A 26,341-nucleotide genomic window follows, 5' to 3' on the forward strand; every position below is an offset into this window, starting at 1 on the left:
CGCTCATTGTTGAGTGGGGCGGCTTCGCCGCGGGCAGCTGCGCTGCTTTGCTTTTCTGTGGGAGAGAGCTTGCTCGCGAAGGCGGCCTGACAGCCGACCTGATTCTTGTGGTTGTACCCAGTCCAACTGTAGGAGTGAGCCTGCTCGCGATGACGCCCTGACAACCGGCCATTATCCACCGGCCGGACTCAATCCCTGTGGGAGCTGGCTTGCCAGCGATGGCGACCTCCAAGCCGACCAATCCCCCACTGATGTACCCGATCCAAATGTGGGAGCGAGCCTGCTCGCGAAAGCGCTCTTCCAGACGACCTCAAACCACCTGCCTGTCAGAGGTAATCCCTGCACTTAAACATCATCAAATAACCCCGTTGAAACTACACGACCCGTTACGCCATCCCGGCTACAACTCCTTGCGCCATTGCCTACGCCTACGCCAGAATCCGCCGGCTTACGCGCTATGAGGTTGGCTATATCGTTTCTCGGTCACTGACAAAAAGCAGTGATCGGGTTTGGTAGCCCGTCTGTAATGGCCGTATGTCTACGCCTTCAGACCGTCCTTTTTTTGGGGGCTCGGTTTATATGGTGGTCATGCGTGGGGCTCGTTCGCGGGCGCCGGGTTCCTATTGCAGCCGGTCTACCAACCCGCGTATGGCCGCCACCCTCGTTTGGTAGCGAAGGTGATGGCTCCTTGAATCTGCAATAGGAGTTTCATCATGTTCAAAGTAACCCCCAACCCGCCACCCTCCCACGACCGCGCCCTCGATCCGCAAAAAATCCAGGAAGCCACCGACCGCGCCCTCGATTACTACCTCAAACCTGAAGACCTGGCAGCTCCGCCAAGCTCTCCAAAATATCGCCCGATCTATGTCGTGGACCCCACGCTGGATGACGAAACCCTGTTGGTCGAGGCCTGCGAGTCGCTTTCATACGCCCATGCCATGGCCGGTAACATCGCCAACTCTATAGGCGGCCCGGAACGCAAACCACTGCTGGCGCTGCAACAGGTGATCATGCTCAATGAACTGTTGGTCAATCGACTGCTGGATAAGCTGAAGTTGCCTCAATAATTTCGTTGGCTGTAATGGCCTCTTCGCGAGCAGGCTCGCTCCCACAGAGGATTGGTGTCTGGCATCTAATCTGTGGTCACCGCAGATCCAGTGTAGGAGTGAGCCTGCTCGCGATGGCGGCTTGCCAAACACCAAAATTCCAGATCAAGAACAAAAAGCCCGGACAGCTTTCGCGGTCCGGGCTTCCAGGATCAAAAGATCGCAGCCTTCGGCGGCTCCTACAGTGACCGAGCAGGAGCTGCCGAAGGCGGCGATCTTTTTGATTTACCGGTAATGGGAAGCCAGCCAGTGATCACAAATGTATCGAACACTTTCTGCCCATCACGTGCGGCTTGCCGAACATCAAGGAATGTCAGCTCATCTCGAACTTTCTGTTTGGCGGGTTTTCGGGCGGGGGTTGTATTCATGCTGGCCGGTATGCGTGACTGAGTAGCGACCGGCAAACGATAGAACCTAGCCTCAGCGAGCACCAGTCGGCTCGTTCTGGCGCAGTTGTAGGCAGTATCTGTTTTGCTTGAGTGAGATCGACGTCGGCATAGAAGGCCTCTTCGCGAGCAGGCTCGCTCCCGCAGGGGATTGTCGTCGGACACAAAACTGTGGTCCCAAGCAGTTCCAATATGTGAGCGAGCTTGTTCGCGAAAGCGGTCTGCCAAGTGCCATCACTTTCAGGCAAGCAACAAAAACCCGGAGGCTCTCGCTTTCCGGGTTTTTGTTGTCGCCAGTTCAATCAGCGGTTAAACCGCGCCACCAACGAATACTGCGTGTTGGCCGTCTTCGTCAGCTCTTCACTCAACAACGCCGAGTTATGCGCTTGTTCCGAGGTCTGATCCGCCAGTTCCGAGATATTGCTGATGTTACGGCTGATCTCTTCAGCCACGGCACTTTGCTCTTCGGTCGCGGCGGCGATCTGCGTTGTCATGTCGGTGATGTTGGCCACCGCTTCGCTGATGCCGACCAGGGCCTGATCCGCTTCCAGGACCCGTGCAACGCCTTCTTCAGCCTGGCGATGGCCGGCTTCCATGGTTTGCACGGCGCTGGAGGCGGTCTGCTGCAACTTGGCGATCAGGGCATGAATCTGGCCGGTGGATTCGCTGGTGCGTTGCGCCAGTTGGCGGACTTCGTCAGCCACGACCGCAAAACCACGGCCCATTTCGCCGGCACGCGCCGCTTCAATCGCAGCGTTGAGGGCGAGGAGGTTGGTCTGGTCGGCGATGCCTTTGATCACGTCGACCACGCCGCCGATTTCGTCGCTGTCCTTGGCCAGTTGCGTCACGGTCAGGCCGGTTTCGCCGACGACCACCGACAGGCGCTGGATCGCTTCGCGGGTTTCGCCGGCAATGTCGCGGCCACGGCCGGTCAGGCGGTTGGCTTCCTGGGTGGCGTCAGCGGTGCGCTGTACGTGGCTGGCGACTTCCTGGGTGGTGGCGGCCATCTGGTTGACGGCGGTGGCGACCTGTTCGGTTTCCACGCGCTGGCGTTCCAGGCCGGTCGAGCTGTTGTGCGCCAAGGCGTCAGACTGCTTGGCCTGATCAGTCAAGTGCTCGGCGGTGTCCTGCAGGCGGGTCAGGCAGGTTTTCAGGCGTGCTTCCTGGCTGAGGATCGACATTTCCAGACGCGCCTGCGCGCCACGGCTGTCGGTGTACATCTGCGCGATCAGCGGGTCCGAGGTGGTCTGTTCGGCCAAGCGCAGCAGGCGCTTGAGCCCGCGTTGCTGCCATTGCAGTCCCATCAGGCCCAGCGGCACCGACAAACCGGCGGCGAGGGCAAAGCCCCACTGCGAGTTCAGCGTCGCGCCGATCATGAAGCTCAGTTGGCTGACCAGAATGAACGGCAGCCAGTCCTGCAGGAGCGGCAGCCATTTGTCCGTCGATGGAATCGCCGACTTGCCCTGGTTGATGCGTTGGTAGAGCGCTTCGGCGCGGCGGATCTGTTCGGCGGTGGGCTTGACGCGCACGGACTCGTAACCGATCACCTGGCTGCCATCGAACACCGGTGTGACATAGGCGTTAACCCAATAGTGGTCACCGGATTTGCAGCGATTCTTGACGATGCCCATCCATGGCAAGCCTTGTTTCAGTGTGCCCCACATGTGCGAGAACACCGCCGACGGCACGTCAGGGTGGCGGACCAGATTGTGCGGCGCACGGATCAGTTCCTCCCGCGAAAACCCGCTGATTTCAACGAACGCGTCGTTGCAGTAGGTGATCACGCCCTTGGCATCGGTGGTGGAAATCAACCGTTGCTGAGCTGGAAAGGTCCGCTCGCGTTGTGTAATGGGCTGGTTGTTACGCATGGTTTTTCAATCCGCAAGGCTTTGAAAGGTTGTCGGCGCTGACAGGTTTTTATTGAAGTTTTTTTTCAGATTTAAGTACGCCGTCGCAAAACGGCGCTTGCGTCAACTGGCCAGCATCGGATAGGTGAACAGGCCGAAGTGCAACAGGTTCAGGCCGAAATGGGTGGCGATCGCCGCGCCCAGTCCGCCGAAACGGTAGGCCAGACCATAGCCGACCCCGGCCAGTCCCGCCAGCAACACCCAGGTCCAGCCAGCACCGGCATGCACCAGACCAAACAGCAGCGAGGCCAACAGCAGCGCGAGGTTGTCGCCGTAGGGCAGGTGCTTGAAGCGACGGCTCAGCCCGCCCTGTAGATAGCCGCGAAACAGCGCTTCCTCGACCAGCGTCACCAGCAGCAGATTGTTCAGCACCCACAGCCAGGCCTGATTCGGCCACTTCGGCGCCCAGGCGATTACGCCGAGCAACAATGCGCCGCCGAGGGCGAGAATCGCGCACAGCGTCAGGGCGAGGGCGGTGGCATAGACCGTCAGGCGCAACGAACGCCGCGCGACGATCCATGGACAGACCAGCAGCAGCCAGAAGCCCACCAGCGGTTTGTCGAGATTGAGGTACATCGCGAACGGCACGGCGTTGTCAGTGAACCGTTGCGGATTGATTACCCGGCCGTTGGCGAAGCCCGGCAGCCAGTGCATCGCCAGTGCCACGGCCAGAACGATGAACAGGCCATGGCCGAGCCAACGCGCGACCGGCACCTCTTGCTGACGCACGGCGAATGCGGCGAACAGCAAAAGCCCCACGGAGATCAACGCCAGCCAACCGAGCTGGCCGTAGCTCAGGGCCAATCCGTAACCGAGGCCGAGCAGCGCGAGATAGAGCCAGGGCAGTGCCTTCATCGAAAGTCCTTGTGCGAGATTTCTGGAAGGGGCTTTCTACACGGGCGAGGGAGGTGGGACAAGTGAAGGAGAGTGAGAAGCGCGGCGAATAACTTGGGATCGACGTGTAGGAGCTGCCGAAGGCTGCGATCTTGAGGCTGTGGGACGCGGAGCGTCCCCGGCTGCATTCCCACGCAGAGCGTGGGAACGATCAGATCAAAAGATCGCAGCCTGCGGCAGCTCCTACAAGGGTTGTGATTGGCTGGGAGATCAGCGCAGGCCCAGTTTGGCCGCCGCGCGCTCGGTAATCTCCGTGCGCAGCTTCAACGAAGGCGCCGCGCGCAACCGCGCTTCATCGACCACCGCGCTCGGCGCCACGTCCGGGCTCCCAGCGTTGAACGGCGGTGCCGGGGCATATTCCAGTTGCAACTGCACCAGTTGCGCCGTATCGGCATCGACCAGTTCCGCCGCCAGCACCAAGGCGAAATCGATGCCAGCAGTGATCCCGCCGCCGGTAAACAGATTGCCGTCGCGTACCACCCGATCCTTCACCGCAACCGCGCCCAGGGTCGGCAGCAACTGGTGATACGCCCAATGCGTGGTCGCGCGCTTGCCCTGCAACAGACCCGCCGCGCCAAGCACCAGCGAGCCGGTGCACACCGAGGTCACATAACGTGCCTGCACGGCCTGGCGTTTGATGAAATCCAGCGTCTGCTGATCTTCCATCAGCGGCCCGACGCCACTGCCGCCGGGCACGCAGATTACGTCCAGATCCGGGCAATCCTCGAAAGTCGTAGTCGGTTTCAGCAGCAGGCCGGTGCTGGCCGTCACCGGCATCAGGTCCTTCCAGATCAGGTGCACCTGCACGCCGGGCAACGAGGCGAGCACGTCGTAAGGGCCGGTCAGGTCGAGTTGCTGAACCTGCGGGAATAACAGAAAACCGATCTGCAGCGTCATCGTTCTTGCTCCGTTGAAAGAAGTGGACGACTGCACTGTAGGTGCGTAGGTTCTGGCGCATACGCCAATCAACCCACGAATTACGCCAAATGCCCAAATCCATTCACGTCCTCGCGTTTGCCAATATGCAGATTCTCGATGTCACCGGGCCGCTGCAGGTGTTCGCCTCGGCCAACGATCTGGCTCGCCAGCGCGGTTTGCCCGCGCCCTATGCGCCGAGCGTGATCGCCAGCGGCGGCGGGGCGGTGATGTCATCGGCTGGCCTGGCGGTGCTGGCCGAGCCGTTGCCACAAACGCCCAGCGACACCCTGATCATCGCCGGTGGCTGGGGCATTTATCCCGCCGCCGAAGACTCGCAACTGGTCGACTGGGTGCGCGAGCACGGCACTCATTGCCGGCGCGTGGCTTCGGTATGCACCGGGGCCTTTCTACTCGCGGCCAGCGGCTGGCTCGATGGTCGCCGCGTGGTCACCCACTGGACGCGCTGCGAGCAACTGGCCGCGCAGCATCCGAATCTGCACGTGGAAGCCAATCCGATTTTCATCAACGACGGCCCGGTGTGGACTTCCGCCGGGGTCACGGCAGGCATCGATCTGGCGTTGGCCATGGTCGAAGAAGACCTCGGCCGCGACATCGCCCTCGACGTCGCCCGGCACTTGGTCGTCTTCCTGAAACGCCCGGGCGGGCAGTCGCAATTCAGCGTGACGCTGGCGCTGCAACAACAGGGCAACCGCTTCGATGAACTGCACGCCTGGATCGCCGAAAACCTGACCTGCGACCTCGGCATCCCGACCCTCGCCGAACAGGCCGGCATGAGCGAGCGCAGTTTTATCCGCCACTACCGCGCCGACACCGGCCAGACCCCGGCGCGGGCGATCGAATTGATCCGCGTCGAAACCGCCCGCCGACTGCTCAGCGATACCGGCCTGCCGGTGAAACGCATCGCCGCCAATTGCGGATTTGGCAGTGAAGAAACGCTGCGGCGCAGTTTTCTGCGAGCGATTGGCGTGACGCCGCAGGCTTATCGGGAGCGGTTTTCGGTCAGCGTTGCAGCAGATCCAATGCCTTCAGGCGTTTTGGGTCCTATTGATGAAGATCGACCAATGACCTAAGGCTAACCAAACAACACTTTTTGCCAATGGTCTTCACTGATGATTGCTATCGGTACGCCGCTGTCCCGAAGTTCGACGGCTTTTTTGATCTTGGTGCCGTAGGTACTGTGAAGCCATTGCTCATTACCGATGCTGCCTACCACCAGATAATGAATTTTTTTGCTGACGGCACCACCGATCAGTCCTCCTCGCTCAGTCACGCGCAATTCGCATTCCTTACGCGGCCCGTAAGCCATGACGCCGGTAAAAAGAAAGACGCGATCCGTCCAGCTCAAGGTTGGGAAAGGATTATCGAAGGGTAGGGCATTTGTCGCTGTAAAGGTTTGGATTGACCCTACGGGCAGCCCGGCAAACTGATGAAGCATTCCCAAAAGCTCCACTGATTCATCCGAATCCAGCACGCCATCGCTGAGCATCTCGGCAAGGCGCTTGTAAAGGATGTTAACCACCGGATCGCTTAGATGAACCAGATGAGTTTCAATCCATGTCTTGAGAAATTCTGCTTCTTGCTGGTTGATCTTGCCGTCGGCGGCAAGTCCCGCTGCGACACCAACCAAGGCATCCGCAGAGCGACGATCAATACGCGCTTCGTGAAAGAAACTGCTGCTTTGAAACTCCTGATGTAAGTCGACCATCTCTGCTTCTCCTTACGCCTCAACTTCCGCCACCTGATTGAAATACTTCGTCCGATCCGGCGTAAACGTCACCTTCATCTTCGTCCGCGAACACATCAGCGAACGCTCCTGCGCAAGATCAATATCCAGATCCTCACCGCGCAGACCCTGCCACTGCGCCAGATATTTCAGTGAGCCGTACTTCTCGTTTTTCTTCAGGCTGCGACTCACGCCACCCTTCCAGCCGAGCACCGGCAATTCACCGGCGAGGCAGCGCTGGGTCAGTTCGGGAAAGCGTTCGGCGCGCTGGCGGCCGATTTCCCAGCATTTGATCAGGCCTTGGTCGGCGGCTTCCCATAGCTGGGTGCGGCTCAGCCCGGTGCGAAGAGGGGAGTCGATGGTGCGCTGGACGTGATGAGGCATTCCGCTTCCTTGAATTCGGGTGTGGTTGGACAGCTCCGCTGTGCCCGTAAAAGATCAAAAGCCCCTCACCCTAGCCCTCTCCCAGAGGGAGAGGGAACTGACTGGGGTATTGGCTTCTTATCTCGACCATTGCGTTGGATGGTAGGTGTGGATGTAACGGCTGGCAACAAGGTATTTCGGCGTGTAAGCGTACGTTGCGTGAGGCGTTTCAACGTGACGTGAGTGGTTTTTGCAGGTGCGGTTTTTACACAGACTGTCGCCAGACGTAACCGGCGTACGGGTTTAACAGCGGATACGGGCCTGAGCCAGTTGTCTGGCATGCAGGCCCGTTGTGGAAACATACCTGTCGATCAGAGATCGGTCTGACAAGCGCTGGCGAAAAAGCGCTCACCGCTACGGCTGCCAGGAACTCTTCTCGCCACTCAGCTTGCGGTCAAGAAAACTCGCCGCACTGATCAATGCCAGATGCGTCAGCGCTTGCGGTGTGTTGCCCAGGTGCCGCCCATGGCTGTCGAACTCTTCGGCGTACAGCCCAAGCGGGTTGGCATATCGCAGCAATTGCTCGAACTCCAGATGGGCTTTTTCCACCTGGCCGGCGCGGGCCAGGCATTCGACATACCAGAACGAACACGCGGCGAACGCGCCTTCGGTGCCGCTGAGGCCATCGATGTTGGCGTCTTCGTTGCGATAGCGATAGACCATGCCGTCGCGCACCAAGGTTTTTTCGATCGCTTCCAGAGTCGACAGCCAGCGCGGATCCTTGGCGCTGACGAAGCGTACCAGCGGCATCAGCAGCATCGAGCCGTCCAGCGCGGTGCCGCCCTTGTACTGGACGAAGTGGCCGCGTTCTTCATCCCAGAAGTTATCCCAGATGTCGGTGTAGATCGCTTGCCGGGTCTGGTCCCAACGGGAGAACGGTGCCGGCAGCGAACGCTTGGAAGCCAGGCGGATCGCCCGGTCCAGCGCCACCCAGCACATCAGCCGCGAGTGCAGGAAATGATGGGTTTCACCGCGCATTTCCCAAATGCCGACATCTTCGCTCTGCCAGTTTTCGCAGACCTGATCGACCACTTCGCCGACGTGCCGCCAGCCTTCGTGGGAAATTGCGTCACCGTATTTGTTGACCAGATACACCGCATCCATCAGCTCGCCGAAGATATCCAGCTGGATCTGATCATAAGCGCCGTTGCCAATGCGCACCGGCTGCGCGCCGCCGTGACCGGACAGGTGCGTGAGTTCGGTTTCCGGCAGTTCCTGCTGGCCGTCGATGGCATAAAGGATGTTGAGTTTCATCGGTTTGCCGCAGCAATCGCTGACCCGTCCGCGCAGCCATTGCATGTAGTGGTTGGCCTCATCGACGAAGCCCAGGCGCATGAACGCGTAAACGGTGAACGAGGCATCGCGGATCCACGTGTAGCGGTAATCCCAATTGCGCTCGCCGCCGGGGGTTTCCGGCAGGCCGAAGGTAGCGGCGGCGAGGATCGCGCCTTGGCGACGCGAGGTCAGCAGCTTCAGGGCGAGGGCGGAGCGGTTGACGATTTCCCGCCAGCGCCCGCGATAGTTGGATTGGCCGATCCAGCCGCGCCAGTATTTCAAGGTGCGCTCCATGCACAATTCGGCGGCGCCTTCGGCAAAGCGTGGGTCGTCGCTGCCACCGAGCATGAATGCGGCGGTTTCATTGTGCTCGAGGGTGAACTGCGCGACGGCCGCTTGTGCATCGATCTGCAGGGTTTGATCTGAAGCCAGGCGCAGCGACGGCTGGCCAGCGGCGTGGAACGTCACATCCTTTGCGTCCATCTCGGCCCGGGTGTCGGCGCGACCATAGTCGTGGCGCACCGCGCAACGCAGGTTGAACGTCGCCGAGCCGCTGACCACGCGCACCCGGCGCATCAGCAGGGGCAGGGCGTCGACATCGTCACCGATGGGCAGCAGATCGGTGATTTCCACCACCGCGTGTTCGCTCAGCCAACGGGTCTGCAAGACGTTGGTGTCGGGCAGATAAATCTGTTCCCGGCGCGCATCCGGCAAGTCTGGCGCGAGCTGGAAGATCCCTGCTTCAGGTGTGTCGAGCAGCGAGCAGAAAATCGTCGGGCTGTCGAACTCCGGCCAGCAGAAAAAATCCACGCTGCCCTTGTCGTTGACCAGTGCGGCGCTGCGCATGTCGCCGATGATGCCGTGGGCACCGATGGGACTTTGTTGTTCCACTTCAGGCTCAGCCATTGCCGCGAAACTCCGGATAGAGGCTCATCCCGCCATCGATGAACAGGGTGGTGCCGACGATGTAATCGGACAGGTCGGAAGCGAGGAAAACCACTGCGTTGGCAACATCCTCGACATCGCCAATGCGTCCGTAGGGAATCAGCTCAAGAAGTTTGTCGCCGGCCGCGCCTTCAGTGGCTTCTGTGTTGATGGCCGTGCTGATCGCACCGGGCGCGATGCTGTTGATACGGATGCGCTGGTGGCTGACTTCCTGAGCGAGGCTCTGCATCAACTGATCGACGCCGCCCTTGGACGCCGCGTAATTGACATGCCCGGCCCATGGAATGCGCTGGTGCACCGAGCTCATGTGAATGATCTTGCCCGCCGCGCGCGACACGCCTTCGCGCACGCCCTGACGCTGGAAAATCCGCAACGCCGCCCGTGCACAGAGGAACTGCCCGGTGAGGTTGACGCCGATCACCGTGTTCCAGTCGTCGAGGGTCATGTCCACGGCGGCAGCGTCTTTTTGCAGGCCGGAATTGGCCACCAGAATGTCCAGCGAGCCGAAGGCTTCGACGGTCTCGGCGAACAGCCGCTCGACATCTTCTTCTTTTGAAACATCCGCGCCGATGGCGAGGGCCTTGCCGCCTTCGGCTTTGATCTGTGCAGCCAGTTCTTCGGCGGGTTCGGCGCTGCTGTTGTAGTTGATCACGACCGCGGCACCGGCCGCAGCGAGTGCTTTGGCGGCGGCATGGCCGATGCCGGAGCTGGCGCCAGTGACCAGCGCCACCTGATGAGCGAGGGAAATCTGCATGACGATTCGCGCCTTGGTTCCAGAGACTTAAGTAGCTGACTGATGGCAGACGCTGAGAGTTCATTTGCTGGAAGCTGTGATTGCGCTGGCCCCTTCGCGAGCAGGCTCGCTCCCACAGGGGACGGCATTTCGAATGTGCGAGCGAAGGGGCCTTCACAGACCGCTAACAATTGCGCGCTTCCACGGCATTCAAGGCTATGGCAACTTGGCCGCCCCTGATGAGGCTGCAATCGATGGCAAATCCCTACCGCGAATTGTTCACCGCCCCCGGCGCCCGTGCGTTTGTGCTGGCCGGGATGCTGGCGCGCATGCCGATTTCCATGACCGGCATCGGCCTGATCACCATGCTTGCGCAGTTGAACGGCGGTTATGCGCTGGCGGGTGCGGTGGCGGCGACGTTTGCTTTGGCCACGGCGTTTTGCGCGCCGCAGGTATCGCGGTTGGTGGACCGTTATGGGCAGGGGCGGGTGCTGCCGATCGCAGCGCTGACCGGTGGCGGCGGGTTATTGATGTTGCTGCTGTGCACGCGTTTGCAGGCGCCGGACTGGACGTTGTTCGTGTTCGCCGCGCTGGCCGGGTGCATGCCGAGCATGTCGGCGATGGTGCGGGCGCGCTGGACCGAGATCTATCGTGGCCAGCCGCAATTGCAGACGGCGTATGCGCTGGAGTCGGTGCTCGACGAAGTGTGTTTTATCGTCGGGCCGCCGCTGTCGGTGGGCTTGTCGGTCGCGGTGTTTCCCGAGGCCGGGCCGCTGGCGGCGCTGTTGGCCTTGGCCATCGGCGTGACGGTGTTTGTCGCCCAGCGCAGCACCGAACCACCGGTGCACGCGCAGGAGTCGCAGCATCAGGGCTCGATCATTCGCTCGACCGACGTGCAATGGCTGCTGGCGTTGATGCTGGCGATGGGCGTGATCGTCGGAGTCATCGATGTGGTCAGCGTCGCCTTCGCTCAACATCAGGGCCAGCCGGCAGCGGCGAGTATTGTTTTGTCGGTATACGCGATCGGCTCATGCCTGGCTGGCATCGCCTTCGGTGCGATGCGTTCGAAACTGCCGCTGCCGCGCCTGTTTCTCTACGGCGGCGTGGCGACGGCGGTGACCACGCTGCCGCTGTTATTGGCGAGCAACATCCTCGGCTTGTCGATCGCGGTATTTATCGCCGGGCTGTTCTTTTCGCCGACGTTGATTGTGGCGATGGCGTTGATCGAACGCATCGTACCGCCGGCCAAACTGACCGAAGGCCTGACCTGGCTGGTGACCGGACTGAGCATCGGCGTGGCGATCGGCGCCGCCGGTTCCGGCGCGCTGGTGGATGCGTTTGGTGCGCGCAGCGGGTTTTGGCTGGCGATAGCGGCGGGGGCGGTGGTACTGGTTTCAGCGTTTCAAAGTTTCCGTCACTTGAAATAACAATCCTGTTGTAGGAGCTGACGAGTGCAACGAGGCTGCGATCTTTTGACTTTGACTTTGGATTTTGAAGATCAAGATCAAGATCAAAAGATCGCAGCCTCGTTGCACTCGTCAGCTCCTACAAGGGATCGGGTTACCAGCCGCGTCCTGAGTTGATCCAGAAGTTGACGGATAGCGACGTCGACACCGATTCCACCTGATGGAACCAGCCCTCTGGCAAAAACAGCAGATCCCCAGCCTCCAGCGTCACCCGCAAAAACGTCACCTCCCGCGCTGCCGGGAAACGTTCATAGTCCGGCGCGTCCGGGTTGAAATCGCAGCCATCCAGGCCTCCCTTGGGCGCTGTCGACCAGGTGCCCAGCGCTTCGCGGTGATGCGGCGCGGCGAGGGTGAATTTTTTCTGCCCCCAGACCTGGGCGAAGAGGTTGTCGGTGTCATCGCGGTGCAACGGCGTCAGCGTGCCCTTGGGGCCGATCCAGATCCGTGGCGGGATGAACAGCGACGTGTCGAAGTAGGGCGGGTACTGGATCTGCTGCAACAACTGCGCCGGCAGGATGTTATTGCCCATGTACGCCGGCGGCTCGCCGTCCGCGCCCTTGACCGCCGGGCTGTCCAGCGAGGCAATGAACTCGGCCATCGAGGTCGAGCGGAAATCACGCTCGGTGGAAAAGGTCTTCTTCACATAATCGCCATGGCGGGTGATGCCTTGCAGTTCGGCGAAATGCACCAGCGATTCCTCACGGCTCAGGCTGAACAACGGCCAGTCGTGCAGGGCATTGCTGATCACCAGCGGAATGCCGTTGGGCAGATAACGGGTTTCGAATTCGTGCCGGCTCAACTCGGCGCGCGCACGACGATCGACGCTGGTCTGGCGAGGCAGCGCGGCAGTGAGCTTTTCGCTGAAGCGTGGCGGCGTCGGGTAGCGCTTGTTCATGTCGACCTTTTCCACCGTGCCGCCACCTTGGCGGGCGTGGTCGATGATCTGCGGCAACATCGTCGCCAGGCCCATGTTGCCGCCAATCTTCAAGCGACCGCTGGCGAACAGTTCCTCGACGTTGACCACGCCGGCCATGATCCCGAGAAAATCCTTTTCCGCGACTTCGATGGTCACGTCCGGGCTTGGATGGCGCCCGACTGCCGTGCGCTGGCTGGTCTTGATGTCGTACCAGTACGCCTGCTGCCCACTGAAAATGAACTGGAAAACCCCCTCGATGCCGACCGCGCCGGCGTTGGCGAACAACTTGCCCAGAATGCTCTGCAGGTCCACGGTGATGCCCTCGCGATTGTTGTTTTTTTCCTGAACAGGCAACGAGCGGCTGGCGGGGGAATTTAGCGGGAGGGCGACTAATTTGTCCGGCGAGTGATCCGTCTTTCTTGCAGACACATTTTTCAAGGAAAGCGCGGTGACCAAGCTGACATTGCTGTGCCTGCCCTATTCGGGCGCCAGCGCCATGGTTTACAGCCGCTGGCGGCGTCAACTGCCGACGTGGCTGCAATTGCAACCGGTGGAACTGCCGGGGCGTGGCGCGCGGTTCGATGAGCCCCTGCAAACCGACATGCGCGCACTGGCGCGGCAACTGGCGCGCGAGCACAAGTCGGGGCTGCAAGGCCCGTATGCGTTGTTCGGGCATAGCCTCGGTGCGTTGCTCGCCTGCGAACTGGCCCATGCCTTTCGCGAGTTGGGTGTGCCGGAGCCGCTGGCGCTGTTCGCCTCCGGCACCGCCGCACCGTCCATGCGCAGCGATTACGACCGCGGCTTTGCCGAACCGCGCAGCGATGCAGAGCTCATCGAACAGTTGCGCACCTTTCAGGGCACCAGCGAAGAAATCCTCGCCAATGAGGAATTGATGAGCCTGACCCTGCCGGTGCTGCGCGCCGATTTCATGATGTGCGGGCGCTTTACGCCTGCCGAGCGGCCCTTGCTCAATTGCCCGGTGCACGTGCTCGGTGGCAAGGAAGACCGCGCCACCACCGAACAACTGATCGGCTGGAGCAAAGAGACCCTGGGCAGTTTCTCGGTGGACATGATGACCGGCGGGCATTTCTTCATTCATGAGCACGAGGCGCGGGTCATTCGCACGATCAAGACCCATCTGGAAGTGCATCACCGACGCCTTGCGCAGGCGGCGCAACCGGCGTTCTGAGACGCGCCTCATCTATCATTTTCAGGAGGCCAGTCATGGCTGTTGCTCTGGGGTTTTCCGTGCGGCCGTTGCTGCCGCAGCGCGGACGTTTGCCGCTGTTGGTCGAGGCGGGCGATGCCGACACCGATCTGTTGGCGGTATTCGATGAATTGAAGGCCTTGGTCGACGAGCATTTGCTGCGCGACGGTGGTGTGCTATTTCGCGGTTTTCGCCTCGATGGCGCCGAGCAGTTCCGCCAGTTCGCCGCGAGTTTCGGCCATCCGCTGCTGAACTACGAGTTCGGCTCGACGCCGCGCACCAACGTCACTCAAGGCGTGTACACCTCCACCGAATACCCGGCGCACCAGAGCATTCCGCTGCACAACGAGCAGGCCTATTCCCGCGACTGGCCGATGAAGATCTGGTTCTACAGCATGATCGCTGCCAGGTCCGGAGGCGAGACGCCGATTGCCGACAGCCGCGAAGTCTACCGGCGCATCCCCGTGGCGATCCGCGAGCGGTTCGTCAGCAAGGGCCTGATGTACGTGCGCAACTTTGGCAATGGCCTCGATGTCGCTTGGGAAGACGTGTTCAACACCGAAGACCGCGAAGTCGTCGAGGCCTACTGCAAGGCCCACGGCATTGTCTGCGAGTGGAAGGACGACGGTGAGCTGCGCACGCGGCAGACCTGTCAGGCGGTGGCGGTGCACCCGGTGACGGGCGATCACGTCTGGTTCAATCAGGCGCACCTGTTTCACATCTCCAACCTGCCAGCGGACGTGCGCGAAAGCCTGCTCGACATCGTTGACGAAGAAGATCTGCCGCGTAATGTCTACTACGGCGACGGCTCGCCGATCGAAGACGAAGTGCTGGCGCAGATTCGTGCGGTGCTCGACGACTGTGCGATCAGTTTCCCCTGGCAGGAGGGCGATGTGCTGATGCTCGACAACATGCTCTCGGCTCACGCGCGCTCACCGTTCGAAGGGCCGCGCAAAGTTATCGTGGCGATGGCCGAGGGGCATTCGCAGGACGTGCGCTGACCTGTTCGCAACCCTTCAACTCAAATGCCGAATCCGGGCCTGTACCGGCTTCGGCATTTGTCTGTCTGGCCTTTGTACCGTCGGGCCGTGATTGCCGCTGGCGCGCTAAATCATCGCGCGGGCCATTCGTTCTTGTTGATACGACCGGGTCTCCAGGTCACGCCGCCGATCAGCAAGGACTCCACGCATGAATGCCGCAGACGCACAGAAACTAGCCCGCCGCTTTATCGAATTGCCCCAGGACAAACGCCGTCTGTTCCTCGCCGGCATGGCCCGCGAAGGCATCGATTTTGCGCAGCTGCCCATGACCGCCTGCGACGGCATCGCCGAGCGTGACGGCCTGTCTTACGCGCAGCAGCGCATGTGGTTTCTCTGGCAACTGGAGCCGACCAGCGCCGCCTACAACCTGCCGATGGCTGTGCGTCTGGATGGTGAGTTGCAAGTCGAGGCACTGGAGCAGGCCTTCAGTCGTCTGGCGGCGCGCCACGAATGTTTGCGCACCACCTTCGGCCAGGACGGCGAGCGTGCCTTCCAGCGTGTGGCCGAACCAAAGCCACTGAAGTTGCCGCTAACTGACTTGAGCGAATTGCCCCAAGCCCAGCGCTGGCCGCTGGCGCAGCAGCACATGATGGCCGAGGCGACCCAGGCCTTCGACCTGCAGAACGGCCCACTGCTGAGTCTGCGGCTGTTGCGCCTGGCCGCGCAGGAACATGTGTTGCTGCTGACCCTGCATCACATCATCGCCGACGGCTGGTCGATGAACATTCTGATCGACGAATTCATGCGCACTTACGACGCGCTGGTCGCCGGGCGTGAACCGACGCTGGCGCCCTTGACCGTGCATTACCGCGACTATGCGCTGTGGCAGCGCAGCTGGCTGGAGGCCGGTGAGCGCGAGCGGCAACTGGACTACTGGCGCACGAAACTGGGCGACGAACATCCCGTGCTGGAATTGCCCACCGACCGCGCCTATCCGGCGCAAGCCAGCCATCAAGGCGCACGCCTGGAAACGGTGATCGACGCTGCCCTGCGCGAAGAACTGAAAAACCTTGCCCAGCGTCAGGGCGTGACCTTGTTCGTGGTGTTGCTGGCGGCGTTCAAGACCCTGTTGCATCGCTACAGCGGCCAGACCGATATTCGTGTCGGCGGGCTGATCGCCAACCGCACCCGCAGTGAAACCGAGGGCCTGATCGGCTTCTTCGTCAACACCCAGATTCTGCGCAGCGCGGTCACCGCACAAACGCCCTTCACTGAGTTGCTGCAGAACCTGCGCCAGGCTGCACTGGGCGCTCAGGCCCATCAGGATCTGCCGTTCGACGCCTTGATCGAAGCCCTGCAACCGGCGCGCAGCCAAAGCCACAATCCGCTGTTTCAAGTGATGTTCAACCACCAGCCGCTGGTTACCGATTTGCATCAGGCGCAACTCGCTTCAGGCTTGCGCGTGGGTTATCTGAGCGAAGAGCAACTGGCCGGCAGCGCTCGGCAACACGCGGCCACCAGTGATCTGATGCTCGACACCCGCGAGGAGGGCGAGCAACTGTTTGCCGCCTTCACGTACGCCACGGATATTTTTGATGCCGCGACCATCGCCGCGCTGGCCGGGCATTGGCGCAACATTCTCCAGTCGGTGTGCCGTGATCCGCAGCAGTTGATCGGCGAAGTGACGATGCTCGCCGACAGCGAACGGCAAGCGCTGATACAAGCGACTGCACCCGTGCCTCGGTTTACCAGCGTGCAAAGCCTGTTCGAAGCGCAAGTCGCGCGCACTGCGCAAGCCCCGGCGGTGCTGTTGGCCACAGCGCCTGCGCCGGCACTCAGCTACGACGAACTCAACACCCGCAGCAATCGCTTGGCCCGTCAGTTGCGCGCACAGGGTGTCGGCCCGGACGTATTGGTCGGCGTCGCGCTGGGGCGTTCGCTGGACCTGGCGGTGGCGCTGCTGGCCGTGCTCAAGGCCGGCGGTGCCTATGTGCCGCTGGATCCGCAGACCCCGGCCGAACGCTTGCGCCATGTGCTCGCTGACAGTGGTTTGAAACTGTTGCTCAGCGACCAGCAAAGCCTCGCCAGCCTGCCGCCACTCGACGGCATCGAGTGCCTGTGTCTGGAGCAATTGCCCGCCAGCGAGCAGAGCGACAACCTGCCGGTCACTATCGAAGCCGACAACCTCGCGTACGTGATCTACACCTCTGGCTCCACCGGGCGGCCGAAAGGCGTGGCGGTCAGTCATGGCGCGCTGAGCGAGTTCATCGCCCGCGCCATCGACTACAGCGATCTGCGCGAAGGCGACCGGGTTCTGCAATTCGCCACCAGCAGCTTCGACGGTTTCGTCGAGCAGTTTTTCCCGCCGCTGTGCCATGGCGCGAGCGTGGTCATGCGCGACGCGCCGTTGTGGGACAGCGCGACGCTGCATCAGGTCATCATCGATCACGGCATCACTCTGGCCGACCTGCCGGCGGCCTACTGGTATTGGCTGGTGCAGGAATACGCGGCGAAACCGCCGGCCAGTTTCGGCGCGCTGCGGCAGATTCACGTCGGCGGCGAAGCCATGGCGGTGGACGGTTTGCGCTTGTGGCAGCAGGCCGGCCTGGGGCATGTGCGTTTGCTCAACACCTACGGCCCGACCGAGGCCACGGTGGTCTCGACGATTCATGACTGCACCGCGCTGACCGCGCAGGACGTGTCGTGGCGCGGCATGCCGATCGGCCTCGGACTGGCAGCGCGGCGTCTGTACGTGCTCGACGATGATCTGAACCTGCTGCCGCAAGGTGCGGTGGGCGAGTTGTACATCGGTGGGCCGGGGCTGGCGCGCGGTTATCAGCGTCAGCCGAGCCTCAGTGCCGAGCATTTCATCGCCGACCCGTTTGCCGACGGCCAGCGCCTGTACCGCACCGGCGACCGTGCACGGCTGCGCAGCGATGGCGCGCTGGAATATGTCGGTCGGGCCGATCATCAGGTGAAGATTCGCGGCTTCCGCATCGAACTGGGCGAGATCGAATCGCGCCTGCAGCAATGTCCCGGCGTTCGCGAAGCGGTGGTGCTGGCGGTGCCGTTCGCCGGCGGTGCGCAACTGGTCGCCTACGTGGTGACGGAGCCTGCGATGCTTGCCAGGGCGGCGACGCAAACGGCCTTCCGTCAGCAGACCCGCGCGGCGCTGCAAGCCAGCCTGCCGGATTACATGGTGCCGGGGCATCTGCTGTTGCTGGCGAACCTGCCGCTGACACCGAGTGGCAAGCTCGACCGCAAGGCCTTGCCAGCGCCGGATCCGGCGCAGTTGCAGGGCGATTACCGCGCCCCGCAATCACCGGCCGAACAATGTCTGGCGCAGGTCTGGGCTGAGGTGCTGCACGTGCCGCGTGTGGGCCTGGACGATCACTTTTTTGAACTGGGCGGCCATTCGTTGCTGGCCGCGCAGGTGATTGCGCGGGTCAAGGAGCAGATGGGCGTGGTGCTGCCGCTGCGCAGCCTGTTTGAAAAACCGCTGCTGGCGGATCTCGCCGAGGTGCTCGGGCAATTGGCCGAGGCGAGCGGCGACGACGACTGGTCCGACCTGGATCAGTTCATGAATGCTTTGCAAGGAGAAGAAGTATGAGCGGCACGATGGCGGAACGTATTGCAAAAAGGTTCGTCGGCCTGCCGCTGGAACAGCGTCGGCTGTTTCTGGCCAAATTGCGCGAGGAGGGCAAGGATTTCAGCCTGTTGCCGCTGCCGGTCAGCCGCCACGACTGCGCGCAGATTCCCCTGTCGTTCGCCCAGCAACGCCTGCTGTTTCTCTGGCAACTGGAACCGCACAGCGCCGCGTACAACATGGCCGCTGGCTTGCGCCTCAAAGGTTCGCTGAATGAGTCAGCCCTGAGCCGCTCTTTCGATCATCTGCTGGCGCGCCATGAAGTGTTGCGCACGGTATTTCACATCGACGGCGATCAAGCGCATCAGCTGATTCTCGAGCAGCAGAAAATTGCACTGGACCGCTTTGATCTGACCGGCGTCGCCGTGCAAGAGCGCGAAAAAGTGCTCGCGCAACACGTGCAAGACGTCACCGCGCAACCGTTCGATCTGCGCCACGGCCCGCTGTTGCGCGCCAGCCTGTTTGCTTTGGCCGACGATGAGTTCGTGCTGGTGGTGAGCATGCATCACATCGTCTCCGATGGCTGGTCGATGGACGTCATGGTCAAGGAATTCGTGCAGTGCTATCAGGCGTTCAGCCTGCAGCGCGAGCCGCAATTGCCGGCGCTGCCGTTGCAGTACGCCGACTATGCGATCTGGCAGCGGCGCTGGCTGGAGGCCGGCGAGGGTGAACGCCAGCTCGACTACTGGCGTCAGCAATTGGGCGACGAACATCCGCTGCTGGAAGTGGCGCCGGACTTTGCCCGACCGCTGACGCAAAGCTTTGCAGGACAGACCCTGAGTTTCGATTTCGGTGCTGACCTTTCGCAGCAGCTCAACGTCTTCGCGCGCAGCCAGGGCATCAGCCTGTTCATGCTGGTGCTGGCGGGGTTCTCGCTGTTCCTTTCGCGTCTGGCCGGCGAGCGGGACATTCGTGTCGGCGTGCCGAATGCCAACCGTGGCCGCGCCGAAGTCGAGGGGCTGATCGGTTTCTTCGTCAACACCCAGGTGCTGCGTTGCCAGGTCGATGAGCGCGGCAGTTTCGCCGATTTGCTCGCGCAGGTGCGTGAAGCGGCGTTCGGCGCGCAGGCGCATCAGGAATTGCCGTTCGAGCAACTCGTCGACGAATTGGTCGCCGAACGCACCCTGGGCCACAACCCGCTGTTCCAGGCCAAGTTCAACCAGAACGTCGGCATGCAGAAACAGCGCTCGATGGCCTTGCCCGGCCTGACCGTCAGCGAATATCCGCTGGCCAAGGACGGCACGCACTTCGATCTGGCCTTGGATATCACCGACGACGGCGCGCTGATCCACGGCCAGATGACCTACGCCAGCGATCTCTATCGGGCGGAAACGGTCGCCGGTTTTGTACCGATGTTGCTGGATCTGTTTACCCAGTTGCTCGACTCGCCGCAGGCGCCATTGCATATGGTAGCGACGCCACGGCCTGCTGCGCTTGCCAGCCAACGCGAACCGGCGTTGACGGTGTTGCAGCACTGGGCGCGTGAAGTGGCGCGGCAGCCGCAGGCGTTGGCCGCTCGGGATCTCAAGCAAACGGTGACTTTCCAGGCGCTGGATGAGGAGGCCAATCGTCTCGCCCATTATTTGCGTGCGCAGGGCGTCGATGTCGGCGACCCGGTGGCGGTGCTGCTGGAACGTTCGCTGGACTGGCTGACTTGCCTGTTGGCGATTCTCAAGGCTGGCGCGGTGTACATGCCGCTCGACGTCAAGGCGCCAAGCGCGCGCCTGAAGCAGATGCTCGGCGCTGCGCAGGCGCGGGCGATGATCGGTGCTGAAGGCGACGCACGGCTCAGCGAATTGGCGGGTGAGGGCTGTCAGGGTCTGGAGTTTGCACCGGGGCAATGGCAGTCACTGCCGACGTCCGCGCCTGAACTGACGCTGTATGCGCAGTCGCCGGTCTACGTGATTCACACCTCCGGTTCCACCGGGCAACCCAAGGGCGTGCTGGTCAGCCACGGCGCGCTGGGCAGTTACGTGCGCGGCATACTCGAGCGTCTGGCGCCGGCGCCGGAGGCGAGCATGGCGCTGGTCTCGACCATCGCCGCCGACCTTGGCTTCACCGTGCTGTTCGGTGCGTTGTGCTCGGGCCGACTGCTGCATGTGCTGCCGGAAGAACTCGGCTTCGACCCGGATCGCTTTGCCGAATACATGGCCTGCCATCGCGTTGGTGTGCTGAAAATCGTCCCCGGGCATCTCGCCGCACTGTTGCAGGCGGCCAAGCCTGCCGATGTGCTGCCGGAACACGCACTGATCGTCGGCGGCGAAGCCTGTTCGCCGGCGCTGGTCGAGCGTGTGCAGCAACTGAAACCGGGCTGTCGTCTGATCAACCACTATGGCCCGAGCGAAACCACCGTGGGCGTGCTGACCCACGAGGTCGAAGAACTCGCCGCCCAGGCGCGCAGTGTTCCAATCGGCACAGCGCTGGTCGGTGCTCATGTCTATGTGCTCGACGATGTGCTCAACCCAGTGGCCGATCAGGTCGCCGGTGAGCTGTACATCGGCGGCGACAGCGTTGCCCTTGGTTACCTGAATCAGCCGGCGCTGACCGCCGAACGCTTCCTGCCCGACCCGTTCGGCGCAGCGGGCGCGCGGGTCTACCGCAGCGGCGACCGGGTCCGGCGCAATCGCGAGCAGGCGCTTGAGTTCATCGGTCGTGCCGACGATCAGGTCAAAGTTCGCGGCTACCGTGTGGAGCCTGCGGAAGTCGCGCGGGTGTTGCTCAGCCTCGATGACGTCAGCGAAGCCGCCGTGCTCGCGCTGCCACTGGATGACGATCCGGCGCGCCTGCAACTGCTGGCGTGGTGCGTGCCGGCAGCGGGCGCGAAGGTGCAGGCGCAGGATCTGCGCGAGCAATTGCAGGCGCGGCTGCCGGATTACCTGGTGCCGGCACAGTTGCTGTTGCTGGAAAAGCTGCCGCTGACTGCCAACGGCAAACTCGACAAGCGTGCCTTGCCAGTGCCCGGCGTGGTCAGCCAGCAGTTCGTCGCGCCGGTCGGTGAGATCGAAGAGAAACTGGCCGCGATCTGGGCTGAGGTGCTCAAGCTTGAGCGGGTCGGCAGCAGCGATAACTTCTTTGAACTGGGCGGCGACTCGATCCTCAGCTTGCAGATCATCGCCCGGGCCAAGCGCCAGGGCATCAAGCTCAGCCCCAAGCAGTTGTTCGAAAAACAGACCATCGGCCAACTGGCTGCCGTGGCCAGACTGATCGAAGCCAAACCGGCTGCCGTCGCCGCACCAGTGGCTCGCGGGCCGTTGCCGTTGCTACCGATTCAGGTGCGTTTCTTCGAGACGCCGATTGCCCAGCGCCAGCATTGGAACCAGTCGGTAATGCTGCAACCGACCCTGGCGCTGGACGCCGTACATTTGCGTAAGGCGCTGGCGGCGCTGGTCGAGCAGCACGAAGCGCTGGCCTTGAGCTTTGTGCAGTCGGGCGATAGCTGGCAGGCGTTGCCGCAGACTCAGCGCGATGCCGAACTGCTTTGGCTGCGCGAGCTGGACAGTCTCGATGCCTTGCCGGCCGTGGCCGACGCGGCGCAGCGCAGCCTCGATTTGCAACGCGGGCACTTGCTGCGCGCGGTGCTGGTCACTCTGCCGAATGCCGAGCAGCGTTTGTTGCTGGTGATTCATCACCTGGTGGTCGACGGCGTGTCGTGGCGCATTCTGCTTGAGGACTTGCAGCAGTCTTACCAGGCATTGGCGGCGGGGGCGGCGCCGGTGTTGCCAGGCCAGAGCAGTTCGCTGCACAACTGGGCCGAGCAGTTGCATCGTTATGCACAGAGTGAAGCGCTGGCCGGCGAACGCGATTATTGGCGCCAGACCCTGGCGGCGGAAGACGCGGCACTGCCACAAGATTTCGCCGTGGACAGCCAGACCCGCGCACTGGCCGCCCGTGCCAGTACGCGCCTGAGCCAGACACTGACCGACAAGCTGCTGAAAGTCGCCCCGGCGGCTTATCGCACGCAGATCAACGATCTGTTGCTGACGGCTTTGGCGCGGGTGCTGTGTGACTGGAGCGAGCAGCCGTCGGTGTTGATCCAGCTCGAAGGCCATGGTCGTGAAGACCTGTTCGACGACATCGACCTGAGCCGCACGGTCGGCTGGTTCAGCAGCCTGTTCCCGGTGCGCCTGACTCCGCAGGCCAATCCCGCTGCGTCGCTGTGCGCGATCAAGGAGCAACTGCGCGCGGTGCCGGGCAAAGGCATCGGTTATGGCGTGCTGCGTTACCTCACGCGTGCAGCCGAGTTGCAGACGCTGGCGCAACCACGGGTGACCTTCAATTACCTCGGTCAGTTCGACGGCGCGTTCAACGCTGAGCAAGGCGCGTTGTTCCTGCCAAGCGCTGACAGCACCGGCGCCAATCAGGATGGACAAGCGCCGCTGGGCAATTGGCTGAGTGTTGACGGTCAGGTCCTCGGTGGTGAGCTGGAACTGACCTGGACCTTCGGCACCGGCATGTACCGCGCCGAGACCATCGGGGCGTTGGCCGAGGCCTATCGCCGCGAACTGCAACGCCTGATCGAACATTGCTGCGACAGCGCGGCCGGTGGCGTGACACCGTCGGACTTCAAACTCGCCAACCTGACCCAGGCGCAGCTGTCGGCGCTGCCGATGGCGCCGCGTGACATCGTCGATCTGTACCCGCTGTCGCCGATGCAGCAAGGCATTCTGTTCCACAGCCGCAACGAGCCGGACAGCCCGGCCTACACCAATCAGCTGCGCGTCGACGTCGAGCAGCTCGACGCCGAGCGCTTCCGCCAGGCCTGGCAGCAGACCCTCGATGCCCACGACATTTTGCGCACGGCGTTCGTCTGGCCGCAGGATGCCGCCGCGCCGGTGCAGGTGGTGCGCGGCCGTGTGCAGATGCCGTGGCAGGTGCAGGACTGGCGCGGTCGCGCTGGCCTGGATGCCGCGCTTGATCATCTCGCCACTGAAGATCTGCATAACGGCTTCGATCTGCTCGACGCACCGCTGTTGCGCGTGACGTTGGTGCGCACCGATGAGCACACTCATCACCTGATCTACACCTGCCATCACATCCTCATGGACGGCTGGAGCACTTCGCAGTTGTTCGGCGAAGTGCTGCAACGCTACGCCGGCATCACGCCGAGCGCAGGGCAGGGGCGTTATCGCGATTACATCGAATGGCTCGGCCAGCGCGATCAGCAGGCCAGTCGACAGTTCTGGAGTGCGGCGCTGGCGGACCTTGAACAGCCGACGCGACTGGCCAGCGCCATACCCGTCAGGCACGCGGCCAGCGGCTATGCCGATCACCAGCATATGTTCAGTGAACAGTTGACCGCTGAACTCAACCGCTTCGCCCGCGAGCAGAAAGTCACCCTCAACACGCTGGTACAAGCGGCGTGGCTGCTGCTGCTGCAGCGTTATACGGGCCAGGATCACGTGACGTTCGGCGCGACTGTCGCCGGGCGGCCAACCGATTTGCCGGGTGTCGAGCAGCAGATCGGCCTGTTCATCAACACCTTGCCGGTGGTGGCAGCGCCATCGCCAGAGATCGGCGTCAGCCAATGGCTGCAACAGGTGCAAGACCTCAACCTGGCCTTGCGCGAGCACGAACACACGCCGCTGTATGACATTCAGCGCTGGGCCGGGGCGGGTGCCGGGGCGTTGTTCGACAGCATTCTGGTGTTCGAAAACTACCCGATGGCGGAGGCCTTGGCGCAGGGCCCGCAGACGGGGCTGAAGTTCTCGGCGATCCGCCGTCAGGAGCAGACCAATTATCCGCTGACGCTGGTGGCGATCACCGGCCGCGAGCTGAGTCTGGGCGTGAGCTACGATCAGGCCAGTTTCGACGCTCAAGCGATTCGCGCGTTGAGTGCGCAGTTGCAAGGCCTGCTCGAGCAGTTCCTCGCCGACGCCACGCAGCCGCTGGGCGTGCTGCAACTGCTCGCCGAGCCACAACGGCAACAAGCGATCGAGTGGGGCAAGGCGTCGGTTACTGCGCCGGATCAACGCACGGTGCTGGCGCACATCGCCGCGCAAGTGCAACGTCAGCCGCAGGCGAACGCGGTGCTGTTCGCTGAGCAATCCATCGCTTACCAAAGCCTCGATACCCGGGCCAATCGTCTGGCGCACAAGCTGCAAGGCATGGGCGTCGGGCCGGAAGTGCGCGTCGGCGTGTGCATGCGCCGCACGCCGGACATGCTGGTCGGCTTGCTGGCGATCCTCAAGGCCGGTGGCGCCTACGTACCGCTCGACCCGGATTACCCACAGGAACGCTTGCTGCACATGCTCGACGACAGCCGCGCGGCGGTGCTGCTCACTGAGCCAGCGGCATTGGCGATGCTGCCTGAAAGCCTGAGCGCACAGGTGCTGCTGGTGGACGAGAGCGTCGCCAGCGAATGCCCGGATGCTGCGCCACTGGTTAACCTCGCGGCTGAAAATCTGGCGTACGTGATCTACACCTCCGGCTCCACCGGCAAACCGAAAGGCGTAGCCATCAGCCACGGCAATCTGTCGGCGCTGATTCAGTGGTCAGCTGGGGTCTATCGTGAAGAACAATTGCGCGGCGTGCTGGCTTCGACCTCGATCTGCTTCGATCTGTCGGTGTGGGAAATCTTCGTCACGCTGGCCTGCGGTGGCTGCCTGGTGCTGGCCGACAACGCCCTGGCGCTGGCGGACTTGCCGGCGCGCGATCAGGTCACGCTGATCAACAGCGTGCCGTCGGCGATCGCCGCGTTGCAACGGGCCGGGCAGATTCCGACTTCGGTCGGCACGATCAATCTGGCCGGCGAACCGCTCAAGCAGAGTCTGGTCGACAGCCTCTACGCCAGCACTCAGGTGCAGCAGGTCTACGATCTTTACGGGCCGTCGGAGGACACCACGTATTCGACCTTCACCCTGCGCACGCCAATGGGCCGGGCGAACATTGGCCGGCCACTGGACAACACCGTGGCGTACCTGCTCGACAGTCAGTTGCAGGCGCTGCCCGAGGGCGTGGCGGCCGAGCTGTATCTGGCGGGTGCCGGGGTAACGCGCGGCTATCTGCGCCGCGCCGCGCTGACCGCCGAACGTTTTGTGCCGAATCCTTACGCGAGCAACGGCGAGCGCCTGTACCGCACCGGCGATCTGGTGCGCCAGGGCGATGAGGGCAACATCGAGTACATCGGTCGCGCCGACCATCAGGTGAAGATTCGCGGTTTCCGCATCGAACTCAGCGAGATCGAAGCACGCCTGCTGGAACTCGACGATGTCCGTGAGGCGGTGGTACTGGCGCAGGACGGCGCCGCAGGCAAACACCTGCATGCCTACCTCGTCGCCGCACCGGACAGCGAGCGGTCGACGCTGGCCGAGCGGGTGCGCAATGCCTTGGCCAGTCGCTTGCCGGCGCACATGGTGCCGGGGCATCTGCACCTGATCGACGCGATCCCGCTGACGCCCAACGGCAAGCTCGATCGCAAGGCGCTGATGGCGTTGGGCGAGAGCCCGACGCAGGAGCAATACCAGGCACCGCAAAGCGACTTGCAGTGGGAGGTCGCGACGATCTGGCAGGAAGTGCTGGAAGTCGAGCGGGTAGGGCTGGCGGACAACTTCTTCCAGCTCGGCGGCCATTCGTTGCTGGCGACATTGGTGGTGACCCGGGTGCAGGAGCGTCTCGGCGACAAGGTGCCGCTCAAGGCGCTGTTCGAGACCGACACGCTCAAGGACTTCTGCGCGCGGATCGAAGCCCTGCGCGTCGAAATGTCGCCCGTTCAGGATGAATTGGCTAAATCACTGGAGGCCCTCAAACGTCTATCCCTCGATGATCTGGAAAAACTGATTTCTTGAGAGGGAAAAAC

General features: G+C 62.5%; 15 protein-coding genes. 7 read left to right on the forward strand and 8 right to left on the reverse strand.

Translation table 11 applies throughout. The features are described 5' to 3' along the window. Nucleotides 1-713 precede the first annotated feature (713 nt). Nucleotides 714-1,067, forward strand: a complete 354-nt coding sequence (locus D8U60_RS04200; protein WP_016773880.1) for a hypothetical protein — start codon at nt 714-716, stop codon at nt 1,065-1,067. A gap of 727 nt (nt 1,068-1,794) precedes the next feature. Here D8U60_RS04200 and D8U60_RS04210 read toward each other — a convergent pair. The 3 genes from D8U60_RS04210 to inhA form a co-directional block, all read right to left on the reverse strand. Beyond that, nucleotides 1,795-3,360 (reverse strand): PAS domain-containing methyl-accepting chemotaxis protein, encoded by a 1,566-nt coding sequence (locus D8U60_RS04210; RefSeq protein ID WP_122700480.1) that lies wholly within the window; start codon nt 3,358-3,360, stop codon nt 1,795-1,797. A gap of 102 nt (nt 3,361-3,462) precedes the next feature. Further along, nucleotides 3,463-4,254 (reverse strand): CPBP family intramembrane glutamic endopeptidase, encoded by a 792-nt coding sequence (locus D8U60_RS04215; RefSeq protein ID WP_130899527.1) that lies wholly within the window; start codon nt 4,252-4,254, stop codon nt 3,463-3,465. Between the two features lie 249 nt (nt 4,255-4,503). Then, entirely contained in the window at nt 4,504-5,190 is a 687-nt protein-coding gene (inhA, locus tag D8U60_RS04220) for an isonitrile hydratase (RefSeq protein WP_130899528.1), read from the reverse strand. 89 nt (nt 5,191-5,279) lie between these two features. Between inhA and D8U60_RS04225 the strand changes: the two genes are divergently transcribed. Continuing rightward, nucleotides 5,280-6,302 (forward strand): GlxA family transcriptional regulator, encoded by a 1,023-nt coding sequence (locus tag D8U60_RS04225; protein WP_130899529.1) that lies wholly within the window; start codon nt 5,280-5,282, stop codon nt 6,300-6,302. 2 nt (nt 6,303-6,304) lie between these two features. Here the strand turns inward: D8U60_RS04225 and D8U60_RS04230 are convergent, their stop codons facing one another. The 4 genes from D8U60_RS04230 to D8U60_RS04245 form a co-directional block, all read right to left on the reverse strand. Next, nucleotides 6,305-6,937 carry a BRCT domain-containing protein gene (locus D8U60_RS04230; RefSeq protein WP_130899530.1) on the reverse strand — a complete coding sequence of 211 codons (633 nt, stop codon included), beginning with the start codon at nt 6,935-6,937 and terminating at the stop codon, nt 6,305-6,307. A gap of 12 nt (nt 6,938-6,949) precedes the next feature. After that, nucleotides 6,950-7,339, reverse strand: a complete 390-nt coding sequence (locus D8U60_RS04235) for a hypothetical protein (protein ID WP_130899531.1) — start codon at nt 7,337-7,339, stop codon at nt 6,950-6,952. Nucleotides 7,340-7,732: 393 nt separating this feature from the next. Further along, the gene (locus D8U60_RS04240) at nt 7,733-9,559 is read right to left on the reverse strand and encodes a glycoside hydrolase family 15 protein (protein WP_130899532.1); all 1,827 of its coding nucleotides are present in this window, start codon (nt 9,557-9,559) and stop codon (nt 7,733-7,735) included. Then, a complete protein-coding gene (locus tag D8U60_RS04245) occupies nt 9,552-10,352 on the reverse strand; it encodes a glucose 1-dehydrogenase (RefSeq protein WP_130899533.1) in 801 nt (266 codons plus the stop codon). Before D8U60_RS04245 ends, D8U60_RS04240 begins: the two co-directional genes overlap by 8 nt. 233 nt (nt 10,353-10,585) lie before the next feature. Between D8U60_RS04245 and D8U60_RS04250 the strand changes: the two genes are divergently transcribed. Next, entirely contained in the window at nt 10,586-11,758 is a 1,173-nt protein-coding gene (locus D8U60_RS04250) for an MFS transporter (protein ID WP_130899534.1), read from the forward strand. A gap of 133 nt (nt 11,759-11,891) precedes the next feature. Here the strand turns inward: D8U60_RS04250 and D8U60_RS04255 are convergent, their stop codons facing one another. Continuing rightward, complete coding sequence (locus tag D8U60_RS04255; protein ID WP_130899535.1) at nt 11,892-13,025, reverse strand: cupin-like domain-containing protein; 1,134 nt, start codon at nt 13,023-13,025, stop codon at nt 11,892-11,894. 136 nt (nt 13,026-13,161) lie between these two features. Between D8U60_RS04255 and D8U60_RS04260 the strand changes: the two genes are divergently transcribed. From D8U60_RS04260 to D8U60_RS04275, 4 genes are all read left to right on the forward strand, one after another. After that, nucleotides 13,162-13,902, forward strand: coding sequence for an alpha/beta fold hydrolase (locus tag D8U60_RS04260; RefSeq protein WP_130899536.1), 741 nt, complete (start codon nt 13,162-13,164; stop codon nt 13,900-13,902). A 35-nt stretch (nt 13,903-13,937) separates the two neighbouring features. After that, nucleotides 13,938-14,921: a TauD/TfdA family dioxygenase gene (locus D8U60_RS04265; protein WP_024012352.1), complete on the forward strand. Its 984-nt coding sequence runs from the start codon at nt 13,938-13,940 to the stop codon at nt 14,919-14,921. Between the two features lie 187 nt (nt 14,922-15,108). Then, on the forward strand, nt 15,109-18,510 hold the full coding sequence (locus D8U60_RS04270; RefSeq protein ID WP_130899537.1) for a non-ribosomal peptide synthetase: 3,402 nt from the start codon (nt 15,109-15,111) through the stop codon (nt 18,508-18,510). Continuing rightward, entirely contained in the window at nt 18,507-26,330 is a 7,824-nt protein-coding gene (locus D8U60_RS04275) for a non-ribosomal peptide synthetase (protein WP_130899538.1), read from the forward strand. Before D8U60_RS04270 ends, D8U60_RS04275 begins: the two co-directional genes overlap by 4 nt. Nucleotides 26,331-26,341: the final 11 nt, after the last annotated feature.

The sequence above is a fragment of the Pseudomonas sp. Sample_11 genome (assembly GCF_004307505.1).
GTDB classification, from domain to species: domain Bacteria; phylum Pseudomonadota; class Gammaproteobacteria; order Pseudomonadales; family Pseudomonadaceae; genus Aquipseudomonas; species Aquipseudomonas atacamensis.

Excerpts from the sequence above, each read along its gene's own strand:
- D8U60_RS04225 (WP_130899529.1), top strand. The coding sequence starts at position 5,280 with ATGCCCAAATCCATTCACGTCCTCGCGTTTGCCAATATGCAGATTCTC.
- D8U60_RS04200 (WP_016773880.1), top strand. The coding sequence starts at position 714 with ATGTTCAAAGTAACCCCCAACCCGCCACCCTCCCACGACCGCGCCCTC.
- D8U60_RS04230 (WP_130899530.1), bottom strand. The coding sequence starts at position 6,937 with ATGGTCGACTTACATCAGGAGTTTCAAAGCAGCAGTTTCTTTCACGAA.
- inhA (WP_130899528.1), bottom strand. The coding sequence starts at position 5,190 with ATGACGCTGCAGATCGGTTTTCTGTTATTCCCGCAGGTTCAGCAACTC.
- D8U60_RS04275 (WP_130899538.1), top strand. The coding sequence starts at position 18,507 with ATGAGCGGCACGATGGCGGAACGTATTGCAAAAAGGTTCGTCGGCCTG.
- D8U60_RS04235 (WP_130899531.1), bottom strand. The coding sequence starts at position 7,339 with ATGCCTCATCACGTCCAGCGCACCATCGACTCCCCTCTTCGCACCGGG.
- D8U60_RS04265 (WP_024012352.1), top strand. The coding sequence starts at position 13,938 with ATGGCTGTTGCTCTGGGGTTTTCCGTGCGGCCGTTGCTGCCGCAGCGC.
- D8U60_RS04245 (WP_130899533.1), bottom strand. The coding sequence starts at position 10,352 with ATGCAGATTTCCCTCGCTCATCAGGTGGCGCTGGTCACTGGCGCCAGC.
- D8U60_RS04250 (WP_130899534.1), top strand. The coding sequence starts at position 10,586 with ATGGCAAATCCCTACCGCGAATTGTTCACCGCCCCCGGCGCCCGTGCG.
- D8U60_RS04210 (WP_122700480.1), bottom strand. The coding sequence starts at position 3,360 with ATGCGTAACAACCAGCCCATTACACAACGCGAGCGGACCTTTCCAGCT.
- D8U60_RS04240 (WP_130899532.1), bottom strand. The coding sequence starts at position 9,559 with ATGGCTGAGCCTGAAGTGGAACAACAAAGTCCCATCGGTGCCCACGGC.
- D8U60_RS04270 (WP_130899537.1), top strand. The coding sequence starts at position 15,109 with ATGAATGCCGCAGACGCACAGAAACTAGCCCGCCGCTTTATCGAATTG.
- D8U60_RS04215 (WP_130899527.1), bottom strand. The coding sequence starts at position 4,254 with ATGAAGGCACTGCCCTGGCTCTATCTCGCGCTGCTCGGCCTCGGTTAC.